The sequence below is a fragment of the Hyalangium sp. genome (assembly GCF_045802625.1).
GTDB lineage: Bacteria > Myxococcota > Myxococcia > Myxococcales > Myxococcaceae > Hyalangium.
In genome coordinates this window covers 1-18,757 of sequence record NZ_JBJMQP010000204.1, presented here as the reverse complement: position 1 = coordinate 18,757, position 18,757 = coordinate 1, and the positions used below count along the sequence as shown (strand labels likewise).

Below are 18,757 nucleotides of genomic sequence, written 5' to 3'. Positions count from 1 at the left end.
CCTTACTCATTATGGACGCTGGCGCGACGCCGCCCGAGTGTTTTGAGCAGGCGCCCGCCCTGTTGCCTGGGGGGGAGGGCCACACCGCTGAAGGGTGCTGGAGCGGTAGGCTCAAGACGTGGAGGGGGGCTCGGGCGGCGGGCGGGAGATCCACGCCGCGATGAAGAGGTCCAGGTCTCCGCGCAGGACGTCCTTGACACGGGGGGTTCCGGCGCCAGTGCGCGGATCCTCCACGCGAGCGCCGCGAGCCACGTAGTATCGCCGAGCCTCGTCGGTGCTGGCACCCTGTCCGGACACCACGCGAGTGGCGATGTCCTTCATCTCCTCCAACTCGCCTGCGCCGGTCAGGGTGATGACCCGGCCCGTGGAGGAGTCCTTCACCGTCACCTCGGTGCGCACGCGCTCCAGGAAGGAGCCCTCGTGCTTCTTCACCGGGCGGCCCTCCACCTCCAACTCCTCGAGATCTTCAGGCAGGCCGCCACGGTGCACGCGGACGTAGGCGCGCTGACGCTTCTCGTCCTCGATGCGCCGGTGCATGCCCGCCTCACCGGCCAGGAAGCCATAAGCACCAGGGCCCGCGATGCGGACAATCACGCGCGCGGGATGCTCCGCCTCGGCCACCAGCATGGCCTCATAGCCGCGCTTCTCCGCCCAGCCGAGGTACATGGTGGCCAGCTCCTGCACCCATGCGTCCTGAGCCTCCATCGACTCGCTGGCGCAGATGTCCACCAGGGCCTCGTTGTCCTCGGCGGTGGCACCCGAGGCGTGGAGCGCCTCGGCCATCTGCACCTCGCGGGCGACGTCCTCGACCTGCTTCGCGGCGGACGCGAGCTGCATCTCGTTCTTGGCCTCGCGCACGAGCCGTCGCGCGAAGGTGGCGGCCTGCTCCAGCCGCTCGAGCTCATTGATCTGCGCTTCCACGGTGCGGAAGGCACGCAGCGTGCTGGCGGCGCGATTCGGGTCGTCCCACAGATTGGGGGCCTGGGTCTCGGCCAGGAGCTGATTGCGCTTCTCCTCGAGCTGCGGCCGGGCCGCGGAGACCGACAGCGCGCGGGCCCGCCCCACGAGCCGGTCCATCTCATGGAGCAGGGACTTGCGATCCAGGCGTCGCTTGACGGCCGCGGCCTTCGGCGTGGGCAGGGAGAGCTGTGCGGTCGCCTCGCGAGGAGGCGCCAAGGGCTCGGCTACGGCCACCACCTTGCTACCGGTACGAGCCTCCACACGCACGGGCGTTCCAGGCCGCAGGGGCCGGCGGGCGATCTCCACCGCGAGCGCGGCGGTGAGCGTCTTCTCGATCTCTCGCTGCAGATAACGCGCGCCGAACTGAGGCGAGTAGCCGCGCTCCACGAGCAGGTCGACCACCTCCGGTGTCACCTCCACGTCCAGGGCGCGGGCGCGGATGCCCTCGCGCTCCAGGACGCGGCCCACCTCTCGCTGGGCGATCTTGCGGATCTCCACCTTCGACAGCGGCCGGAAGTGGCAGATGGCATCGAAGCGGTTGAGGAACTCCGGGCGGAAGGAGTCCGCGATGCGCCGATCCACCTCGGAGATGAGGTCCTCCTCATGGCGGTTGCCCGCGAAGCCCAGCGCGGGCTCGCGATACACCTCGGCACCCACGTTGGACGTGGCGACGATGAGCGTGTTGTTGCAGGAGACCGATTCGCCGGCGCCATTGACGAACGTCCCCTCATCGAAGAGCTGGAGGAAGCGGTCGTGCACGCTGCGCGCCGCCTTCTCGAACTCATCGAGCAGCAGCACGGTGAACACCTTGCCATCGAGCAGGCTGGTCAGCTCGCCGCGCTTCGTCTCCAGGGCGGGGGCCCAGGAGGCACCGAAGGGAACGCTCTCGTCGCCGTCGTTGGGGAAGTCCGCCATGTTGAGGCGAACGAGCCTGTCGGCGGAGCCAAAGAGGTACTCCGCCAGCAGCTTGGCGAGCTGCGTCTTGCCCACGCCCGTAGGCCCGGCGAAGAGGAATACACCCAGCGGGCGGCGTGGGTCATTGAGGCCCGCCTTGAGCAGCGCCACGGAGCGCAACACCGCGGCCACCGCATCCGTCTGTCCGAGCAGCCGCTCCCCGAAGAAGCGCTCTGTCTCCTCCAAGTCCAGCGGCATCGCATCATCCACCACGAAGCGCGGCAGCCGGGTGGTGGAGCAGAAGCGGGTGAGGACGTCCTCGGCCCCCACACGGTCACGAGCCGCGCCAGCCGCCTCGGCCGCTGTCTCCTTGAGCAGCTCGATGGCCTTGCGCGGCATGCGCTGAGCGAGGAGGAACTTGGCGGACAGGCGCAGCGCCAGATCGCACGCCGCCGGATCGATCGGCAGGTGCATCTCGCGCTCCAGCTCCTCGGCCACGCGGCCGAGGATCCACCGGGAGCGCTCCAGCGGGGGCTCTTGCAGGGGAATGAGGTGGAGGCGCTCGGCCAGGGCCTCATCCGCGCGCAGCAACTCCTGCACGCGCTTGGGCTCGGTCTCGAAGATGAAGCGGATGCCCCCAGTGCGCAGGGCGCGGATGGCCACGGGAGCCAGCGGCCCGCCCAGAGCCAGCGGCAGATCCCGGATGTAGACGATGGGGCAGGGGTGGCGGCCGAGATGGCCGAGCAGCTCCTCGAAGCTCTCGGCGGCCTGCCGCTGGGTGCTGCGCGCCAGGATGTTGGCGGCGGACACCTCGACCATTCGGGCCTGGGTCAGCTCCGCGTCCACTCGCCCCTCGGCGATACGGCGAGCCACCTCCTGGACGAGCGCGCTCTTACCCACGCCCGGATCGCCCGAGAGCAGCGGGTGCTTGCCGCCTCGGGTCAGCAGCGCCAGGACCTCCGTCACGGCCGAGTCCACGCCATGCGCGGGCGTAAGCTTCCCCTCGCGCGCGAGCGCGGTGAGATCGCGGTCGATCAGCCTCTCGTTGTCCTCGCTCTTCCTCGTCGCCATGTTGACACGCCCCCAGCGGGCGGCACTCTAACCTGCTGAACCGCAGTGGTGAGGGCAATCCAAAACGGAAGGCGGAGGACTCGAACCTCAGACCGGGAGCCGGTCCGCACCCGCTAGCAACGGGGCCTGGTGCCATCACCAGTTCACTCTTCCAGAAACGGAGCGAGGTGGAGTCGAACCACGAGCCCGTAAGGGCTCACCTGGTTTCCAGCCAGGCTGCCGGCCACCCGGCACACACACTCCAGACTTCAGAGAAGGAAGGCAGGGGACTCGAACCCCAAGCGCAGAGCGCTCGCACCGCTTTCGAGACGGGCCGCCGGCCTCCGGCGTCGACCTTCCATGAAAAGGTGCCGGCAGCAGCGGACCCGCCTGCCGGCGCGCGGGGAGGCTCTACGGGTGGGGGCCGCCTCTGGCGCACCCCCGCTCCACCGGGTGCTCCGTTCCGGGGCGGAGCGGTGGCGGGGACCACCTCTGGTGACCCCCCTTTTCCCGGGCCTCACTCCTCCAGCTCCGTGTGCCAGTACGCGACATCACGGAGGAACTTCCGCCACGAGATGGGCATGCCCTTCTCGTAGGTGAAGGTGAAATGCAGCGACTCCGGCAGCCGCTTGGGCTTCATCGGCGTGGTGCGCAGCGCCATCCCGGCCTGCGCCGGGGTCCGGTTGCCCTTCTTCTGGTTGCAGGGCACGCACGCGATGACGACGTTGTCCCAGGTCGTCTTGCCGCCCTGGGCCCGCGGAGTCACGTGATCATACGTGGCCTCCGGGCGGGACACCTTCTTGCCGCAGTACTGGCACTTGCAGCCGTCACGCACGTACACGTTGTCCCGGCTGAACTTGATGCCACGCTGCCGCTGCCGGAAGAAGCTCACGAAGCGGATGATCGACGGCATCTTCAGCTCGAGAGTGACAGATCGGACGAAGCGGTCCTCGTACTCCTCGACCACCTCGACCTTGCCCTGCCAGATGAGCATCATCGCGCGTTGCCACGGCACCCGCGCGACGGGCTCGTAGGCCTGGCTCAACACCAGCGTCTCCATGACACGGGTCCTTTCGGGGAAATGTCCGCGGCGAGCTTCGAACTCGCACGTGAGCTGGGTTTGAGCCAGCCGCCTCTCCCAATTGGGCTACGCGGACGGGGATGGGAGCTTCGGGAAGATGTACCGCGGGCGGGAGTCGAACCCGCAACCTCTGCATTCTGAGTGCAGCGCCTCTACCAAGGTTGGGCTACCGCGGCATGAAACGGTGAAGTGGTGCCGGAAGAGGGAGTCGAACCCTCACCCTCCAGACTCTCATTCTGGTGCCTCTACCCATTGGGCTACTCCGGCTTGAGTGCACGCCCTGGGGATCGAACCCAGCGAAATCGGTGTGTGGGACCGACGCCGTCTCCAGCTGGCTCGGCGTGCATGGAAAAGTTGCGGAGCAGGGAGTCGAACCCTGTCTCTCAGGCGTATGAGACCCGGTGGGGCGGCCGGCCCCTCTCCGCAATGAAACGTTGAATGGTGCTCCCGGCAGGATTCGAACCTGCGACCGTGCGCTTAGGACGCGCCCGCTCTTCATCCTCTGAGCTACGGAAGCTTCGAGTGCCCCTGGCAGGGATCGAACCTGCGGCCTCACGGGTCGGAGCCGTGCGCTCTCATCCACTGAGCTACAAGGGCAAGAAAGAAGCGGTCCCGGCAGGACTCGAACCTGCGGCCCCACGGCTCGCAACCGTGTGCTCTCATCCAACTGAGCTACGGAACCCAAGTGATACAGAAGTGGACTCGCCGGGATTCGAACCCGGGTCGCTCGGGTGCGGACCGAGCATTCTCCCGCTGAACTACGAGCCCATCACTGCGAAGCAGCCGGCGGGACTCGAACCCGCATCGTCCTGAGTGGCGCTCAGGGGCCTCACCTCTCGGTCACGGCTGCGAAACTGGTGCTGCGAGTGCCCTCGGTCGGGGTCGAACCGACGACCTCCGGTTTACGAAACCGGCGCTCCGCCAATTGAGCTACAAGGGCATGGCAGGCCGCCAAGGAGTTGAACCCTGCACGCCCGGATTTGGAGTCCAAGCTGCTCCCGGAGCGCGGCCTGCAACGGGTGAAACAAGAGTGCCGTCCCCAGGAATCGAACCTGGTCCTCCTATTTTTCAAACAGGCGCGCGAACCATCTACGCAAGGGCGGCATACGGGTGCTGCGAGCGCTCCTGCAGGGAATCGAACCCTGTTCACGCGGTAGACGGCCGCGCTGCGATCCAATCGCATCCAAGAGCAAGAGGTCGGCTGGAGGGACTCGAACCCTCTGGAGCCGGGGTCACGACCCGGCGACTCACCCTTCGTCATCAGCCAACATCAAACAAACATCAGTCGGGGTACCTGGAATCGAACCAGGACCGCTCGCGTATCAGACGAGAGTCCTACCATTGGACCATACCCCGTGAAGCCACGAGCCCTACAAGTCTGGGTGGCAGGACTTGAACCTGCGACCTCACGGATCCGAACCGTGCGCTCTACCAAGCTGAGCCACACCCAGAGAAAGAAGTCGGGATGACTGGATTCGAACCAGCGGCCTCGCGCACCCCAAGCGCGCGCTCTTATCCAAGCTGAGCTACATCCCGAGAAATTGCTGCAAGCACCTCGCACGGGAGTCGAACCCGTCTTTCCACAGTGAGAGTGTGGCGTCCTATACCGATAGACGAGCGAGGCAGAAGATTGAGAGGCCTGTGCGGGAGTTGAACCCGCCGCCAGACGGTTTTGCAGACCGCCGCCACCCCGGGTGGAACAGGCCATGTGGCTCGGCGAGAGGGATTCGAACCCTCAACCCCGCGGTTAACAGCCGCGTGCTCTGCCAGTTGAGCTATCGCCGAATGAAGCACCGGGGGCAGGATTCGAACCTGCGCCTGCGGGGTCAGAGCCCGCCATCCTGCCAACTAGACAACCCCGGTATGGGTGAAGCGGGTGACGGGATTCGAACCCGTGTTGCCGGCATGGGAGACCGGAGTCTTGCCACTAGACGACACCCGCGTGTGCTGCGAGTACCCCCGGAGGGAATCGAACCCTCACCGTCCGCTTAAGAGGCGGATGCTCGACCAATGAGCTACGGAGGCGTTTTGTCCGCCCCCGTGCAAGCGGGCGGACGAACTTCACCACTGCGATTCAGTTGTCAGAGAGCAGAGAACTGCCTGGGTACTGCGGAGAGTGGGGAAGCTGAGAGTCGAACTCAGAGGGCCGTCTTGCGGCTCCGGATTTACAGGCCAGCGCGTCTCCGTAACGCTCTACATCCCCTGAGGTGAAGCTCGGAAAGCAGAGAGGCCGGGTTCCCTTTCGGGAGCCCGGCCTCTGGTCGACTGCGCCTCGGGAGGGGAGGAGGCGTCGACGTTCAGAAGCCGGGGAGTCTGCTGCGATACCACTCGAATCCGGCAGACAACACCGGAGCGGTGACCAGGCCGGGGCACGGGAGCGAATCAATGCGACCGGCAAAGTTGTCATTGTGCTTGGGGTTCATCGCGCTCTGCATCGTCACCGTCGCCATGGTCACCGCTCCTTTCAGCGAGAAAAGACGCGGCGATAAATCCTTCCTGACAAGCACGTGGATTTTCCACGCGCCCGCGAGGTGCGGACCCGTCTGTCTCAAGCTTTATTAAGGAGAGGTGTGCGTCGTATTGCAGAGGCACGGGGAAAAAGAAAACGGCCCCGGAGCCAGAAGCTCCGAGGCCGTTGTCATGTGCCCATGATGGGCGTCACCGAGTTCAGATTCACCATCACATCGCGCCGGGTACCGTGCTTCACGAAGTCCTGGATGATGCGGGCCAGCGCGGCCCCGAGCAGTCCGATGAGTGGCAGGTGGAGGCCTCCTTCACACGTGGCCTGGCCCGGCTGATCCTCGGAGTCCGGGACGAAGCGCTCGTCCCAGCGCACCAGGCCGAAAGTGCCGTCCCCTGAGAGTGCCCCGTGGACGAGCGCCTTGCCGGCCTGGCGCGCATAGTCACTGAGCACCTGCCGGCTCTCCCGGTTATCGAAGCAGTCGACGAGCAGGTTCGCCCCGCCGCACAGCGCCGCGACATTGTCTCGGGTCAGCCGCACGCCGAAGGCCTCGGCCTTCACGCCGTGCAGGTTGAGGAGCTGAAGCTTCAGCGCCTCCGCCTTGTTCTTTCCCACCGAGGGCTTCACATAGGCCTGCGCGAGCAGGTTCTTGGATTCCACCCGGTCGAAGTCGACGAAGGCGAGCGTGGCCTCCAGGTTGCGGCACAGCACCGCCGCCGTGGAGCCGATGGCTCCCACTCCACAGAAGATGATGCGCATGGGAGCCATCTCCATCAGGCGCCGAAGGGGACCTTCGGGCGCAGGTAGATGCGGTCGGCGCCGTGCGGCCCGCGGAAGCGGTCCACGACGTAGTTCTGGAAGGCGTCATCCCGCAGGTGGCCCAGGTGCATCCCCGGAACGCCGCCGGAGCGCACGACCTCCACCGCGATACGCCGCACGTCCGCGTCCGACACGTGGCCGTCCAACTCCACCGGCACGTCCGCGGACATCCCGTCATAGGTGATGTTGAGGGTCGTCATCGCCATGCATCCTTTCACTTGGAGCAAAGCCCACCGCACGCGGCCAGTCCAGGCGCCTGGGGACGCGGGGCTCCCAGGCTTCCTGACATCGCGGGCCTGAGTGTCGAACGGAGGCCAGACGGGCGGGTATGCTCCGCGCCCATGAAAAGGACCCTTCCTGTCTTCAGAGTTGCTCTCTCCCTCCTGGCGCTCCTGGGCGCGGCCCTGGTGGGCTGCTCTAGTGACGACCAGACTCCGGCTGCTCCTTCCCATGCGAGCGTGACGGTCAAGTTCGACGTGACCGTGCCCGATTACACGTCCTGCGAGTCGAGCGTGGCGGTCATCGGCAACGATGCGGCCCTCGGCAATGGGAAGGCTCCGGGCCTCGTCCTGACGCGCGACGTGGACGGGCACTTCCGGGGCTCCACCGAGATTCCCGCGGGCAAGGTGCTCCGATACAACTTCGTCCTTGCCAACCCCGACGCGCAGGAGTCCACAGCGGTTCACGTCGACACCGTCGCGGATCGCAAGGAGGTCGAGCTCCAGCGGAGCGTTGATCGGTGGTCCGTGCCCGCCGATCCGGCCAAGAACCCCATCCTGTTCGTGGTCACCGTGCCCGCCAACACGCCTGCGAACTCGGAGATCTGGATCTCGGGCAACCAGGAGGAGCTGGGTAATTGGAACGGCGCGGGCGTGAAGCTGGCCAAGGGCCTCACCAGCAGCCTCTACAGCACGTGCGTGGACTTTGCTGCCGGCACCAACCTGGAGTTCAAGGTCACCCGTGGCTCCTGGGGCATGGTGGAGAAGGACCCCCACGGCCAAGAGGTCGCCAACCACTCCCTCGCCGTCAATGAGCCCGCCCGGGCGGACGTCACGGTAGGCAGCTGGAGCGATCTGACCCCCGCCGAGCCGTTGCCAGACACGCTCACCGGCAACATCAAGTACCACGACGTGGACGGGTCCTCCCTGGGGCTCAAGAACCGCAAGCTCATCGTGTGGCTGCCGCCCCAGTACGACACCGATGCGACTGCCCGGTTCCCGGTGCTGTACATGCATGACGGGCAGAACCTGATGAACGCCAGGACGGCCGCCTTCGGCGTGGAGTGGGGCGTGGACGAGACGGCTGAGCGGCTCGTCGAGGGCGGGAAGATGGAGCCCATCATCATCGTGGGCGTCTACAACACCGACGACCGCATCCCCGAGTACACGCAGGTCCCCGACACTCAGTACGGCGGTGGCAATGCGGATGCCTACGGGCGTCTGCTGGTGGAGGTCGTCAAGCCGCTCATCGACTCCACCTACCGCACGAAGAAGGAGGCTCAATACACCGGTGTGGCGGGCTCATCGCTGGGAGGGCTCGTGTCCATGTACTTCGGGCTGACGCACTCGGACACCTTCGCGCGGCTCGGTGTCGTCTCGCCCTCGGTGTGGTGGGCGGACCGGGACATCGTCACGCGCGTCAACAACCTCACGGGCAAGCCGCCGCTGCGCATCTGGTTGGACATTGGCACCAACGAAGACGCAACCGCGGCGGAGTCCCAGCAGACCGTCGACGACACCCGTGCGTTGCGCGACGCGCTCACGGCCAAGGGGTGGGTGCTGGATAACGACCTGAAATACTTCGAGGACCCGGGAGCCAAGCACAACGAGACGGCCTGGGCCGGGCGCACCGAGCAGATCCTCGAGTACCTGTATCCGCCCGCGCCTTGAGCAGGCGCGGTGCCAGGTACGGAATGGAGTGAGTCTTGACGGGGGCTCGCATGCTTGCCTGCGTGGCGCGTGCGGGCCTTCCGCTCCCTGCTCCTCACTGAGGTCGTCGGTGGGCAACGAGTGCGCGGCGCTGCGCTCGGAGCCTGAGCGACCGTCCAATCTCCTACCTATTGAGTGGGCTATCTCCTGCACAACCTCATGAGTTAGATTGGGTGCAGAGGGGTGGTTCATGGAACTCGAACTTCTGCATGGCTGGGACGTCACTCCCCAGGAGGCAGTGGCGCTACAGAACTCCCTGCGCGAGCGGCTGGTGCTGCGGCCTCCCGCGGGGCTGACGGTGTCCCGCGTCGCCGGCGCGGACATCTCCACGGAGCGGGGGAACGACACCGGCTTTGGTGGTTTCGCCGTCCTCGATGCGGTGTCACTGGCTCCCGTGGCCCAGGAGGGGTCGGCTGTTCCGCTTCGTTTCCCCTATGTGCCCGGGCTGCTTTCCTTCCGAGAACTGCCGGTGCTCGCCGCGGCTTGGAGGAAGCTAGAGCGGGCGCCCGACCTGATCGTCTTCGATGGGCAGGGCATTGCCCACCCGCGTCGCCTGGGCCTGGCCTGTCATGGCGGGTTGCTGTTTGGTGTGCCCTCCATTGGATGCGCCAAGTCGCTGCTGGTGGGGACCCATGGGCCCTTGGGAGAAGAGCGGGGTTCGGTATCGGAGATCCGGCACCGGGGGGAGGTGGTCGGCATGGCGGTGCGGACTCGCCGGGGGGTGAGTCCTGTCTATGTGTCCCCTGGACACAGGATGGATCTCCCGACCGCCGTACAGTGGATCCTTCGCTTGAGCCCTCGCTACCGCGAGCCGGAGACGACTCGGCGGGCGCATCGCCTCGTCAATGCGCTGCGCCGGCAGTCTCATGAGCTTCCTGCTATGGGCAGGGAGAGCCAAGTGTAGTGCCCGCAATGAAAACGCCACCACCCCGGTGGTTCCCGGAGTGGTGGCGCCTGTGTGTCTCAAGCCACCTTCAGCAGCGGCGTCCGCATCACCCGCTCGACCCAGCCGGACTGGCTGGCACCCGGCGCCGTCGGCGCGTCCAGCAGCGCCTTGAGCACCCGGGGGACCTGGTACGGGTCCGCGAACTGATCCACCGACACCTCGCTGAACGGCACCCGGAGCTGCCCCGCGCACGTGCGCACGGTGCTGCCCCGAGCGCTCGCCACGCTCACCAGCAGCGCCATCGCCGCCGCCGTGTAGCCGCACTCGCGGAAGGCCCGGGCGAACTGATCACCCGCCTCGCCCGCCTCGTCGCCCACGACGATGACGATCAGCTTCGCCTCCGCCGGCACCCTCACCCCGTCCCGGTGCAGCGCGTGCACCGCGGCAGCGTGTGTCGTGCCGCCCGAAGCCTTGATGCCCTGCAGCATGTGCTGCACGGCCATGCGGCTGGACGCCTTCGGCTTGAGCACCGTGCCCACCGTGTCGAACGAAGCGATGTGCAGCTTCTCCAGCGGGAAGCCCGCGAGGATGCGCGTGAGCGCCTCCTTGGACTGCTCGATGGCGCCCTCCATGGAGCCGGACTTGTCGATGAGGAACATCACCCTCACGTCCGCCTCCGCGGTGGCCTCGGCCACGGCCTGCCGAGCCGCGTTGTCGCTCGCCTCCGCGAGCTTCTCGCGCAGCTCCTGGCTCCGCACGTTCTTCACGATGTGCAGCGCCCGCTGGTCGGTCGCCGACTGCACGGCCTTCTCCCAGCGCGCCCGGATGCTGGGCTCCGACAGCAGGCCCAGCTCCTCCAGCGTCGGCGTCATCATCCGCAGATCCCTGTCGGACAGCGAAGGCAGCAGCGCCACCATGACGGCCGGCGTGAGCCCCACGTCCTTCGGCAGCCGGCCCACCACCTCCTTGAAGGAGAGCCGATCCGTCTCGATCCACTCGCAGATCTCCGCCTCGGAGAGCCCATCGAAGCGCTCACGCTTGACCAGCTGCAGCCCCTCGAGGCCCACCGCACGGTGGCCCCCGGAAGCCTGCTTCTGCCTCCAGCCGAGCACCTCGAAGAACGCCTGCGACTCCGGCTTGTAGCCGGCCTTGCGGGCGAGCTTCTTCAGCGTCTCCTTGTAGCCGGCCTTCACCAGACCCTCGAGCATGGGCAGGTTCTTCTCCCGGGCCTGCAGCCACTTCTGCGCCACGCGCTTCCAGCGGCCCATGGGCGGCTTCTTCGAGCCCGGATCACCGAACCCCGCCTCGCGGTTGAGGCGCGCGATCTCCGGCGTCTCGAGCAGCTCGGCCACTCGCAGCACCGCCTTGGGCGTGAGCATGCGCGTGGACTTGCGCTCGTAGTGGAGGATCATTGCCTCACCGATGGCCCGGTGGTCGTCGTCGTAGAAGGCCACGCTGCCATCGTCCTCTCGCACGGGCAGACCCGCGTGGCACTGCACCAACATCAGCGCGCAGGTGGCCACCTTCAGGTCACGCCAGTCCGTCTGCGTGAGCGCGTACGACGCGAAGTGCGCCATCAGGTCCGTGTTGAGCTTGTAGATGTCCAGGATCTGCCGGTACAGCTTCACCGCCGCCGGCACGAAGAGCCCCGGGCTCACCCGCTGGGTGTGGACCGCGACCACCGCCTTGCCGCGGGGCGCCGGCTGCCAGGTGCCCTTGACATCCAGGCCCGGCCGGTTGTGCCACAGGTGCGCGGAGCCGTTGAGCACCAGCTCGAGCAACTGCTCGGCGGGCCCGCGCTGCGCCTCCGGAATCATCGGGGTGTTCTGCTTCGTCGTCATGGTCCCCTCCGGGATCGTGCTGCGGGTGAGACAGAAGAAGCGGGCGCTGCGAGCAGTACCCGCCTCGGGTGAAGTGAGGTGAAAGGGAAAAGGTGCGCCCGAGTGGCGAAGCCACGAGACCCTGAAAAGGGAGTGCTCTACCCAGCTGAGCTACAGGGCCATGGAGCGGCCCTGGCGGGAGTCGAACCCGCGACCTCTCATTTGCTTGTAGGGCCTCGCCGGCCGGGCGCGAAATCGAAGGGAGCGCGGCTCAGGAGAAGACGGACACGTCTCCGTGGACGGGGAACAGCGCCACGTCCTTGCCACCCCGGTAGGACTGCCGCGCGGGCACCGAGATGAGCTCCCACGAGGGGAGCACCACCGCGGTGAGCGAGCGGCCGTACACACAGCCCGTGTCGATGCCCACCGCGTGCTCGGTGACAAGCGGCTTGTTGAACACGGTGTGCCCGAAGATGACCCGCTCGGGGCCCGTCCAGTGGTGCGTCCAGAACCGGTGCGTGGCTGGCGCCTTCGAGGGCCAGTAGCTCTTGGTCTCCGGAGGATGGATGCACTGGGCGTGCAGCAGGTGGTACGGGTCCTGTGCCTCGATGGCCTTCCCAGGCATCACGCCGGCATGCACCACGACGGCGTTGTACTCGGGCAGGCGGATGTAGAGCGGCAGCCGGGCGAAGTAGTCCAGGTGCTCGGGCTCGAGCACCCGCCGCGTCTCCAGGTGGTCCGGCGACAGCCGATCGTCCGAGCGGCGGCGCTGCTGGAGGTGCTTCTCCTCGTGGTTGCCCTGGATGGCCTCGTAGCGCATGGCCAGCTCCACGCACTCACGGCGCTTGGGGCCTCGGTCTACGAGATCTCCCGCGAAGATGATGCGGTCGCTGGAGGTGGCGCCCACCTTGTCGAGCAGCTCGATGGCCTCGTCGTAACAGCCATGGAGGTCGCCAATGACGATGGTGCGGGGAGACATGGAACAACACCTTGCCTTGTAAGGCCTCTTCGGCCGGGCACTCGAAATTGTTGCCGCCAGGGACGCCACCTCTCCCTATTCCTGACGCCCGCTTTTCCCGGGGGCAAGCCGCCAGGCTCCTTCAAAGGGGCTGGCCGGGTTCTGTCAGGAAGCCTGAAAATAGCGCGTCGGGCCTTCGGACGCCCTCCCACCCGTTCGTTCACCGGCAATGGGGGACCGCGTCATCGGAGGATGCCTGCGGATGCCATCGTGGTACCTTGCCGAGCCGTGGATGCGAACCCACCCCTTCAGGTGGGCAAGCCTTGAACCCCTCGGCGCTACCAGGTTCCTCCGGTGTACGATCAGCTCACGGATGATGAATTGTTCGCGGAGGTGGCTCGCCGCCGCTCCGCTGGTGAGGCCTTCGGTGGCCCGCTTGGCGCGCTCGTCGAGCGCTGGGGCCGGCCGGCCCGCTACGTCATCGGCAAGATCCAGGCCAGCTATCGCAGGGGCTCGCCCGCAGACGCGGACGAGTTCTTTCAGGACGCGGTGGGCAAGTTCATCGACCGTGGCCTGGAGCAGTTCCGCGGCATCTCCGAGCACATGCCCGGAAAGGCAGCTTCTCCGAAAACCTTCTTTCTGCGCATCGTCAAGCACGTCGCCATCGACTTCTACCGGCGGCAGCGCGAGGACCTGGCCCCTGCGCCCAGCGATCCCGATGACGTCATGGAGGAGCCTCCTTCCCAGGTCTCTCGCGCCGTGGAGACGGCCCGACGCACCGAGGAGCGCTCCGAGGCACAAGAGCTGTATTGGGCCGCGTTCGCCCGGCTCCAGAAGGAACACCCCAAAGAGGCTGGAGCGTGGGACCTGTACCACCACCAGGACGTGGAGGATCACGAGGAATGCGCCCGTCTCCTGCAGATAACCGTGGTCAACTCCTACAAGCGCGTCAGTCGCGCGCAGGCCTACCTCAAGCTCTACCTGCTCGAGTTGAAGCAGGCGGCCGCCGAGGAGGAGGAGTGAGCCCTCGAATCACACCCCTTTTCCCGCGAGGTACTCGATGAGCGACGCACTCTCCCGTTATCAGGCCCGGCGACATCAACTCTCCGGTTCATCCGCCTCCGTGGGAGGCACCCTCGAAGCGGCAGGAGATCTGCTGCGCCGCAGTTCGCGACTTGGGACCGAAGGCGTAGAGCCAGCACTGCGAGCGTTGACTCGACCTCAGCTTGAGACATGGCTCCAGAGTCTGAAACCCGCGGAGCTCAGGAGCACGCTCCTCAAAGCCGCGGAGGAAGCCGTGGAAGTAGCGCTGGGGGATGGGGGAGAGGAATCCGAGATGTGGCGCAGTTCGGCGATGGATGGATTGAGCGCCCGAGATCGCGCCGCCTCCGCCGCCCACGCCCTCGGACAGTGGGAAGCGCTCCACGGTCCCCTGGATGGCGCAGCGGCGCAACGCAGGACCGAGTTTCTTCAAGCCCTCGGGAAGCTGGATAGCGCGCTCCGCCCGAGGGCCCGCTGGTTCATCCCCTTGAACCCGCACCGCAGAGAGGAGCGCGACATGCTCGACCCGAACGAGCGAACTCAGGCCTGGTGGTTCTCCGCCCGAGCCGACTGTGATGACCTGGTGGCCACCTGGACGCAGCAGCCCCGGTCCCTCACTCCCCACCTTCAAAGCTGTGCCGAATGTCGCGCCGATCTCGCGGACACCGCGATCGTCGATCAGCCGCCGAGCCGGCACCTGACTTCCGATGAGCTCTGGCGCTTCGACATGGGCCTCATGTCCACCGATGAGCGCGCTCGCATGGAGAAGCATACGGCGAGCTGCTCCGACTGCGCCCAGGCCGTGCTGGCGCTCGAGGAGGGCGATGAGGCCATCGACGAGGCCCTGGAGATGGAGGCCGAGGGCGCTGGTGGTTCCGCGGCTCGTACGTCCCGGGCTCCCGTGCCGCGCCGGCCTGGGGCTCGCCATCCGGAGCAGCGCGAAGTGCTGGAGGAGCGGCGAGACTTTCGCGTGGTCCTCGTTCGCGAGCGCCAGCGCGTGAGGCTGGTGGTGCAGCCGCTCTCGGGCCGCACCGTCACCGCCGCCGTGTTCCTGACTCCCGGCAAGCCCTCGCTCAAGCCTTCTCAGGGGCCCGAGGGCATCTCCTTTGATCTGGGCGCCGAGGCCGGGGGCGCTCGCTCGGCTCACCTCACCGTCCAGGCGGGCAGCGAGACCCTGGAGCGCGACTTCTCCTACTGAGAGATGTTCGCCCCCGCCTGCATGGCGTCTCGGGGCGTCATCGGAGGGTACGGAGGTGGCAGCCCTCCCGGCGGCTTGGTCCGCCGGAAGCCATTGCCCAGGAACGCCAGCGCCATCTGCACGGGCGGAGGCTTTTGGCTGAGCGCCGCGCCGCACACGTCGAGGCGATCCGTGGTCCTCAGCCCCTCATAGCGCTGATAGCGGAAGCAGTTGGGATCCTCCTTGTAGTCCGGGACGCGCACCATCTCGCGCTCGTAGATGCCCCACCTCATGGTGAGCCGCTCTGGATCCAGCTGGATGTGCACGGGATCGCTTGCCCACGTGCCCTCGATGATCGTCCGCTTGCCCTCGGTTTTCACCGTCACGGCCAGGTCGCGCTGATCGAACGTCCCGCGCACCTCGGGGCCATGCTCGGTGAGCTCCTCATCGAGGATGTTGCGCCACACGCCGTCCGCTCCGCGCGTGTAGCTCCTGTCCATGTTCACGCGGCCCAGGTTGAACCAGATCTCTCCCACCTTGCCCGTGGAGGCCTGTTCATTCTTCGGCGTGGGCGCTGGCGCCGCTGCCGCCTCTTCCAGCCCATGCGGGCCGCCCTGCGGCGGGGGCGGACGCGCGGCGAGCAGATCCGTCACCGGCACGGAGCGATCCACCACCTCGAAGCGCACGCCGTCCAGCCAGGCCTGACCGGTGCCGCTCAGCAGCAGTCCTGCCATGATCGCCTGGGACTCCAGAGGCACGTCGAGCACCACATCGTACCGCTTGCACTGCGAGCTCCCCGTCAGCGAGCGGGACTGCATGTTGTCGAAGCCGAGAGGCTGCTTTGGATCCGTGCCCTCTACTCGCATCCACAGCCCGGCCCAGCCCGACACATCCTTGACGCGCACCGTGGCCGAGAAGCGCAGGCGCTTGCCTCGGAAGTCCTGCGCGCCGAAGGCCTGCATGAAGGTGCCGTAGCCCGTCGGCGTCTCCGTGCGCGAGCGCAGGAAGGCGCTGCGCGTGCCCTCGCACGGCGCGTTCGTGTCGACCCCCGCCTCGTAAAGGTTGGGCGCGCTCTGCGTCACGAACCAGCCCACCGGCAGGTTCTTGGGGTCTCCCAGCTTGCTGCTGAGGGGCTCGTCCGCTCGGGCCAGCCCCGCGCTCAGCAGCGCCAGCGCCAGGAGCGTGCGCAGAGGTTTCATCCAGGAAGTCATGGCGCGGCTCCTCACAGCGACGCGGGCCGGGAGGGCAAGGCTCCCAAGGGAAGCCCCGCGCTTCCTTCGTAGCGAGGCACCTCGCCCATTCCGAGCGGGTACTGCACCAGCAGCCCTCGCGCCGCGGCCGCCTCGGTGCAGGACTCCTGGGTGGTGAGATCCGGGCACGCCACCACCATGCTCGGCAGCTCCGTGGGCAGATCCATCGAGAGCGCCACCGGGCCCGTCTGCGCCGGCCGGGACACTGGCCCCGGACGAGACACCACGAGCACCAGCGCCGCCGCGGCCGCCGCCATGGCCGGCACCGCCACCATCGCCGCCACGCGCCCCACCCGCCAGCGGACCGGGCGGATCACGTTGTCCTCGCGAAGCGCCGTGCTGGCCACCTCGCGCAGCTGCTCCTCGAGCAGGGCCTCCTGCTGCAGCAGCCGGGCGCACGCGTCGCATACCAGCGTGTGCGCCTCCAGCTTGCGCTCAAGTTCCGGGTCCAGCGCACCCAGGATGTACTGCTCCGCGTCGGACGGAGTCAGGTGCGGTTCAATCATGGCTCTCCTCCTCGAGCGCGGTCCGCAGCTTCTTGCGCACCTCGCACAGGATCTGTCGCACGCGCTGCACGGACAGGCCGACACGCGCCGCGACTTCGGCATGGGGAAGCTCCTGGCCATCACACGCCAGGAGGAACACGTTGCGGGCGCTCGCAGAGCACCCCGCCAGGGCTTTGTGCGCCTGCGCCAGCTGCTCCTCGGACAACAGGCGCCGCTCGGCGGAGACAGAAGGATCCACCGGGTGCTGCCGTTCGGGCAGCTCCTCCACGTTGCCCGAGATGGCTTCGCGCCGGGCGCGGCGGGCATCGTCCGAGGCCAGGAAGGCCGCCTGGGTGAGGGCGAGGTTGGGCAGGCGCAGCTCCGTCAGCAGCCCACGCTGCTGTTGCTGGATGAGCCGCGCCCAGGCCTCCTGGGCCAGCTCATGGGCCCGGTCCGCTCGGAGGCCCTTGGCCAGCAGCGATACCACGACCCGGCGGTGGTGGCGCGAGATGAGCGCATCCCAGGCCCGCCGATCCCCCGCCAGGGCCCGCTGGGAGAGCTCCTCCTCCCCCGGCTGGGCCCGCTCGGCGGGCTTCTCGGCGTCCTCTCGCTGTCGGCCCATCATCGGCAAGCCCTGTACGGCCGCTCCCACCATCGCATCTTCCTGTGTTGTCGGTGGTTTGCCAGGGCTGGACTCCTCCCCGGCGCCTCCGAGAACGTCCGGCCCGCCCAGGCATATCGGACCTGATGGAAGAGGGTGTAAGGCAAGGTAGGCTCTGCGTCGGCGCTTCAGTTGACGGCGGGGCTCTCGCCCGAGGCCCAGGGGAGTGTGGACAAACGGACTACTCCTTGGGCTCGTGCGCAGACCTGTCCCTGGGCGTCCAGGATGCGGGCCGAGGCGAACAGGGTGTTCTTGCCGTAGGAGTCGATCTCCGCTTCGGCTCGGACGGTGGTGCCCGTCAGGGGCCGCTGGAAGCTCATGGAGAGCTGCAGGGTGGCGCAGCGCCGGGTGGGATCCAACAGCGCCGGGGTGCAGCCCAGGGAGAGATCGAAGAGGCTGGCGATGATGAGGCCGTTGACGGCCGATGTGCCCAGACCGCCGAGGTGCTCGGGGCGGACCTCGGGGATGGTGACAACGCACTTGCGGCCCTCGGGGAACGAGAGGCGCATGCCCATGTGGGTCAGCGTCTTGCTCTGGTTGAACTGCTCCGCGAAGCGATCGAGCTGTTCCTGGGTGGGGCGGCGCGGGGTGTCGGACATGGGCGGGGACTTTATGAGAGAGCTACGCGGGCATGCGGCCGGAGCGTTGCGAGGACGCAGGCCTCTGCGCCGGGGGGCGCCTCGTGGAGGCGCGTGCGGGCACGACCCGGAAGGACACCTCTCGCTCGGGAGAGCCGTCCTCGGGCGTCATCAGTTGTACCAGCAGGTGCCAGCCGATGCGCAGGACGATGCCCTGGTAGCTCGTGGGGACGCGCTCGGGAAGGGACAGGGTGAAGGGCACCTCCATGCGGGGATGGAAGGGGCCTGGGAGCTCGGCGATGCTCAGCACACGTGACTCCGGTTCTCCAGGGCCTTCGATGCGGCAGATGGCTCGGAGCCGCATGGACTGCGCGGTCCTGACGGCCGAGGTGTCCTCCAGGAGGCGGACGCGGCCCTCGAGCGTGCCGCCTGCCTCCACCGCGGGTGCTTCGAAGGCCACCGTGCAGATCAGATCCATGGCGGGCTCAGGCTTGACGGGGGAGGATGAGCAGCTCCCGCTCCAACCGCAGGTCCAGCCGCCCGATCAGGACGACCTCCAGCTCCAGACGGGTCGCCACCGAGTGGCGCGTCCAGCGAAAGCTGGGCGGCAGCTCCAGGGGAATGGGGACCGGGACGGACTGCTCCCAGGGCTCGCTCAGCTCTTCCGGGAGCGCCAGCCGGGAGCTCCACCGGTGGACCTCCATGACG

The 18,757-nt window shown here is 67.4% G+C and carries 17 protein-coding genes and 22 tRNA genes; 4 read left to right on the top strand and 35 right to left on the bottom strand.

What is annotated here, in order from left to right; translation table 11 throughout:
- Positions 1-111: 111 nt before the first annotated feature.
- From ACJ8AT_RS33970 to ACJ8AT_RS33840, 27 genes are all read right to left on the bottom strand, one after another.
- On the bottom strand, positions 112-2,925 hold the full coding sequence (locus ACJ8AT_RS33970; RefSeq protein WP_407742107.1) for an AAA family ATPase: 2,814 nt from the start codon (positions 2,923-2,925) through the stop codon (positions 112-114).
- A gap of 158 nt (positions 2,926-3,083) precedes the next feature.
- Positions 3,084-3,168, bottom strand: a tRNA-Ser gene (locus tag ACJ8AT_RS33965).
- A 253-nt stretch (positions 3,169-3,421) separates the two neighbouring features.
- Complete coding sequence (locus tag ACJ8AT_RS33960) at positions 3,422-3,964, bottom strand: HNH endonuclease (protein ID WP_407742106.1); 543 nt, start codon at positions 3,962-3,964, stop codon at positions 3,422-3,424.
- Between the two features lie 22 nt (positions 3,965-3,986).
- Positions 3,987-4,061 (bottom strand) — tRNA-Leu (locus ACJ8AT_RS33955).
- A 24-nt stretch (positions 4,062-4,085) separates the two neighbouring features.
- Positions 4,086-4,161 (bottom strand) — tRNA-Leu (locus tag ACJ8AT_RS33950).
- Positions 4,162-4,175: 14 nt separating this feature from the next.
- Positions 4,176-4,252 (bottom strand) — tRNA-Leu (locus ACJ8AT_RS33945).
- Positions 4,253-4,424: 172 nt separating this feature from the next.
- Positions 4,425-4,502: transfer RNA gene (locus ACJ8AT_RS33940), tRNA-Arg, on the bottom strand.
- A 6-nt stretch (positions 4,503-4,508) separates the two neighbouring features.
- A tRNA-Arg gene (locus tag ACJ8AT_RS33935) sits at positions 4,509-4,582 on the bottom strand.
- A 10-nt stretch (positions 4,583-4,592) separates the two neighbouring features.
- Positions 4,593-4,667 (bottom strand) — tRNA-Arg (locus ACJ8AT_RS33930).
- Positions 4,668-4,682: 15 nt separating this feature from the next.
- A tRNA-Ala gene (locus ACJ8AT_RS33925) sits at positions 4,683-4,753 on the bottom strand.
- A 10-nt stretch (positions 4,754-4,763) separates the two neighbouring features.
- Positions 4,764-4,835: transfer RNA gene (locus tag ACJ8AT_RS33920), tRNA-Gly, on the bottom strand.
- A 17-nt stretch (positions 4,836-4,852) separates the two neighbouring features.
- Positions 4,853-4,925: transfer RNA gene (locus ACJ8AT_RS33915), tRNA-Thr, on the bottom strand.
- 1 nt (position 4,926) lies between these two features.
- Positions 4,927-4,997: transfer RNA gene (locus ACJ8AT_RS33910), tRNA-Trp, on the bottom strand.
- 19 nt (positions 4,998-5,016) lie between these two features.
- Positions 5,017-5,089 (bottom strand) — tRNA-Phe (locus ACJ8AT_RS33905).
- A 92-nt stretch (positions 5,090-5,181) separates the two neighbouring features.
- Positions 5,182-5,253 (bottom strand) — tRNA-His (locus ACJ8AT_RS33900).
- Positions 5,254-5,270: 17 nt separating this feature from the next.
- Positions 5,271-5,341 (bottom strand) — tRNA-Ile (locus ACJ8AT_RS33895).
- 21 nt (positions 5,342-5,362) lie between these two features.
- Positions 5,363-5,436: transfer RNA gene (locus tag ACJ8AT_RS33890), tRNA-Pro, on the bottom strand.
- A 9-nt stretch (positions 5,437-5,445) separates the two neighbouring features.
- Positions 5,446-5,521: transfer RNA gene (locus ACJ8AT_RS33885), tRNA-Pro, on the bottom strand.
- A 15-nt stretch (positions 5,522-5,536) separates the two neighbouring features.
- A tRNA-Glu gene (locus ACJ8AT_RS33880) sits at positions 5,537-5,609 on the bottom strand.
- An 11-nt stretch (positions 5,610-5,620) separates the two neighbouring features.
- A tRNA-Cys gene (locus ACJ8AT_RS33875) sits at positions 5,621-5,691 on the bottom strand.
- 3 nt (positions 5,692-5,694) lie between these two features.
- A tRNA-Asn gene (locus tag ACJ8AT_RS33870) sits at positions 5,695-5,770 on the bottom strand.
- Positions 5,771-5,776: 6 nt separating this feature from the next.
- Positions 5,777-5,848, bottom strand: a tRNA-Gln gene (locus tag ACJ8AT_RS33865).
- 8 nt (positions 5,849-5,856) lie between these two features.
- Positions 5,857-5,927 (bottom strand) — tRNA-Gly (locus ACJ8AT_RS33860).
- 12 nt (positions 5,928-5,939) lie between these two features.
- A tRNA-Lys gene (locus ACJ8AT_RS33855) sits at positions 5,940-6,010 on the bottom strand.
- A gap of 272 nt (positions 6,011-6,282) precedes the next feature.
- On the bottom strand, positions 6,283-6,435 hold the full coding sequence (locus ACJ8AT_RS33850; RefSeq protein ID WP_407742105.1) for a hypothetical protein: 153 nt from the start codon (positions 6,433-6,435) through the stop codon (positions 6,283-6,285).
- Between the two features lie 188 nt (positions 6,436-6,623).
- Positions 6,624-7,205 carry a ThiF family adenylyltransferase gene (locus ACJ8AT_RS33845; RefSeq protein WP_407742104.1) on the bottom strand — a complete coding sequence of 194 codons (582 nt, stop codon included), beginning with the start codon at positions 7,203-7,205 and terminating at the stop codon, positions 6,624-6,626.
- Positions 7,206-7,219: 14 nt separating this feature from the next.
- The gene (locus tag ACJ8AT_RS33840; RefSeq protein ID WP_407742103.1) at positions 7,220-7,465 is read right to left on the bottom strand and encodes a hypothetical protein; all 246 of its coding nucleotides are present in this window, start codon (positions 7,463-7,465) and stop codon (positions 7,220-7,222) included.
- A 258-nt stretch (positions 7,466-7,723) separates the two neighbouring features.
- Between ACJ8AT_RS33840 and ACJ8AT_RS33835 the strand changes: the two genes are divergently transcribed.
- On the top strand, positions 7,724-9,154 hold the full coding sequence (locus ACJ8AT_RS33835) for an alpha/beta hydrolase-fold protein (RefSeq protein ID WP_407742102.1): 1,431 nt from the start codon (positions 7,724-7,726) through the stop codon (positions 9,152-9,154).
- A gap of 229 nt (positions 9,155-9,383) precedes the next feature.
- Complete coding sequence (gene nfi / locus ACJ8AT_RS33830; protein ID WP_407742101.1) at positions 9,384-10,097, top strand: deoxyribonuclease V; 714 nt, start codon at positions 9,384-9,386, stop codon at positions 10,095-10,097.
- Positions 10,098-10,156: 59 nt separating this feature from the next.
- Here the strand turns inward: nfi and ACJ8AT_RS33825 are convergent, their stop codons facing one another.
- Positions 10,157-11,920, bottom strand: a complete 1,764-nt coding sequence (locus ACJ8AT_RS33825) for a VWA domain-containing protein (protein ID WP_407742100.1) — start codon at positions 11,918-11,920, stop codon at positions 10,157-10,159.
- Between the two features lie 250 nt (positions 11,921-12,170).
- On the bottom strand, positions 12,171-12,878 hold the full coding sequence (locus ACJ8AT_RS33820; RefSeq protein ID WP_407742099.1) for a metallophosphoesterase: 708 nt from the start codon (positions 12,876-12,878) through the stop codon (positions 12,171-12,173).
- A gap of 333 nt (positions 12,879-13,211) precedes the next feature.
- Here ACJ8AT_RS33820 and ACJ8AT_RS33815 point away from each other — a divergent pair, with 333 nt between their 5' ends.
- Both ACJ8AT_RS33815 and ACJ8AT_RS33810 read left to right on the top strand, forming a co-directional pair.
- The gene (locus ACJ8AT_RS33815) at positions 13,212-13,880 is read left to right on the top strand and encodes an RNA polymerase sigma factor (RefSeq protein ID WP_407742098.1); all 669 of its coding nucleotides are present in this window, start codon (positions 13,212-13,214) and stop codon (positions 13,878-13,880) included.
- Between the two features lie 535 nt (positions 13,881-14,415).
- Positions 14,416-15,096 (top strand): hypothetical protein, encoded by a 681-nt coding sequence (locus ACJ8AT_RS33810; RefSeq protein ID WP_407742097.1) that lies wholly within the window; start codon positions 14,416-14,418, stop codon positions 15,094-15,096.
- On the opposite strand, the gene ACJ8AT_RS33805 is transcribed toward ACJ8AT_RS33810, so the two are convergent.
- The 6 genes from ACJ8AT_RS33805 to ACJ8AT_RS33780 all read right to left on the bottom strand — a co-directional run.
- Positions 15,090-16,286 carry an AraC family transcriptional regulator gene (locus ACJ8AT_RS33805; protein WP_407742096.1) on the bottom strand — a complete coding sequence of 399 codons (1,197 nt, stop codon included), beginning with the start codon at positions 16,284-16,286 and terminating at the stop codon, positions 15,090-15,092. The two genes, ACJ8AT_RS33810 and ACJ8AT_RS33805, sit on opposite strands and share 7 nt — an antisense overlap.
- Before the next feature lie 11 nt (positions 16,287-16,297).
- Complete coding sequence (locus ACJ8AT_RS33800; protein WP_407742095.1) at positions 16,298-16,831, bottom strand: hypothetical protein; 534 nt, start codon at positions 16,829-16,831, stop codon at positions 16,298-16,300.
- The gene (locus ACJ8AT_RS33795) at positions 16,824-17,435 is read right to left on the bottom strand and encodes an RNA polymerase sigma factor (protein WP_407742094.1); all 612 of its coding nucleotides are present in this window, start codon (positions 17,433-17,435) and stop codon (positions 16,824-16,826) included. Before ACJ8AT_RS33795 ends, ACJ8AT_RS33800 begins: the two co-directional genes overlap by 8 nt.
- Positions 17,436-17,599: 164 nt before the next feature.
- Entirely contained in the window at positions 17,600-18,070 is a 471-nt protein-coding gene (locus ACJ8AT_RS33790; RefSeq protein WP_407742093.1) for a PaaI family thioesterase, read from the bottom strand.
- 22 nt (positions 18,071-18,092) lie between these two features.
- Positions 18,093-18,527, bottom strand: a complete 435-nt coding sequence (locus tag ACJ8AT_RS33785) for a hypothetical protein (protein WP_407742092.1) — start codon at positions 18,525-18,527, stop codon at positions 18,093-18,095.
- A 7-nt stretch (positions 18,528-18,534) separates the two neighbouring features.
- The coding region (locus ACJ8AT_RS33780) for a hypothetical protein (protein ID WP_407742091.1) at positions 18,535-18,757 on the bottom strand (223 nt) is incomplete at its 5' end.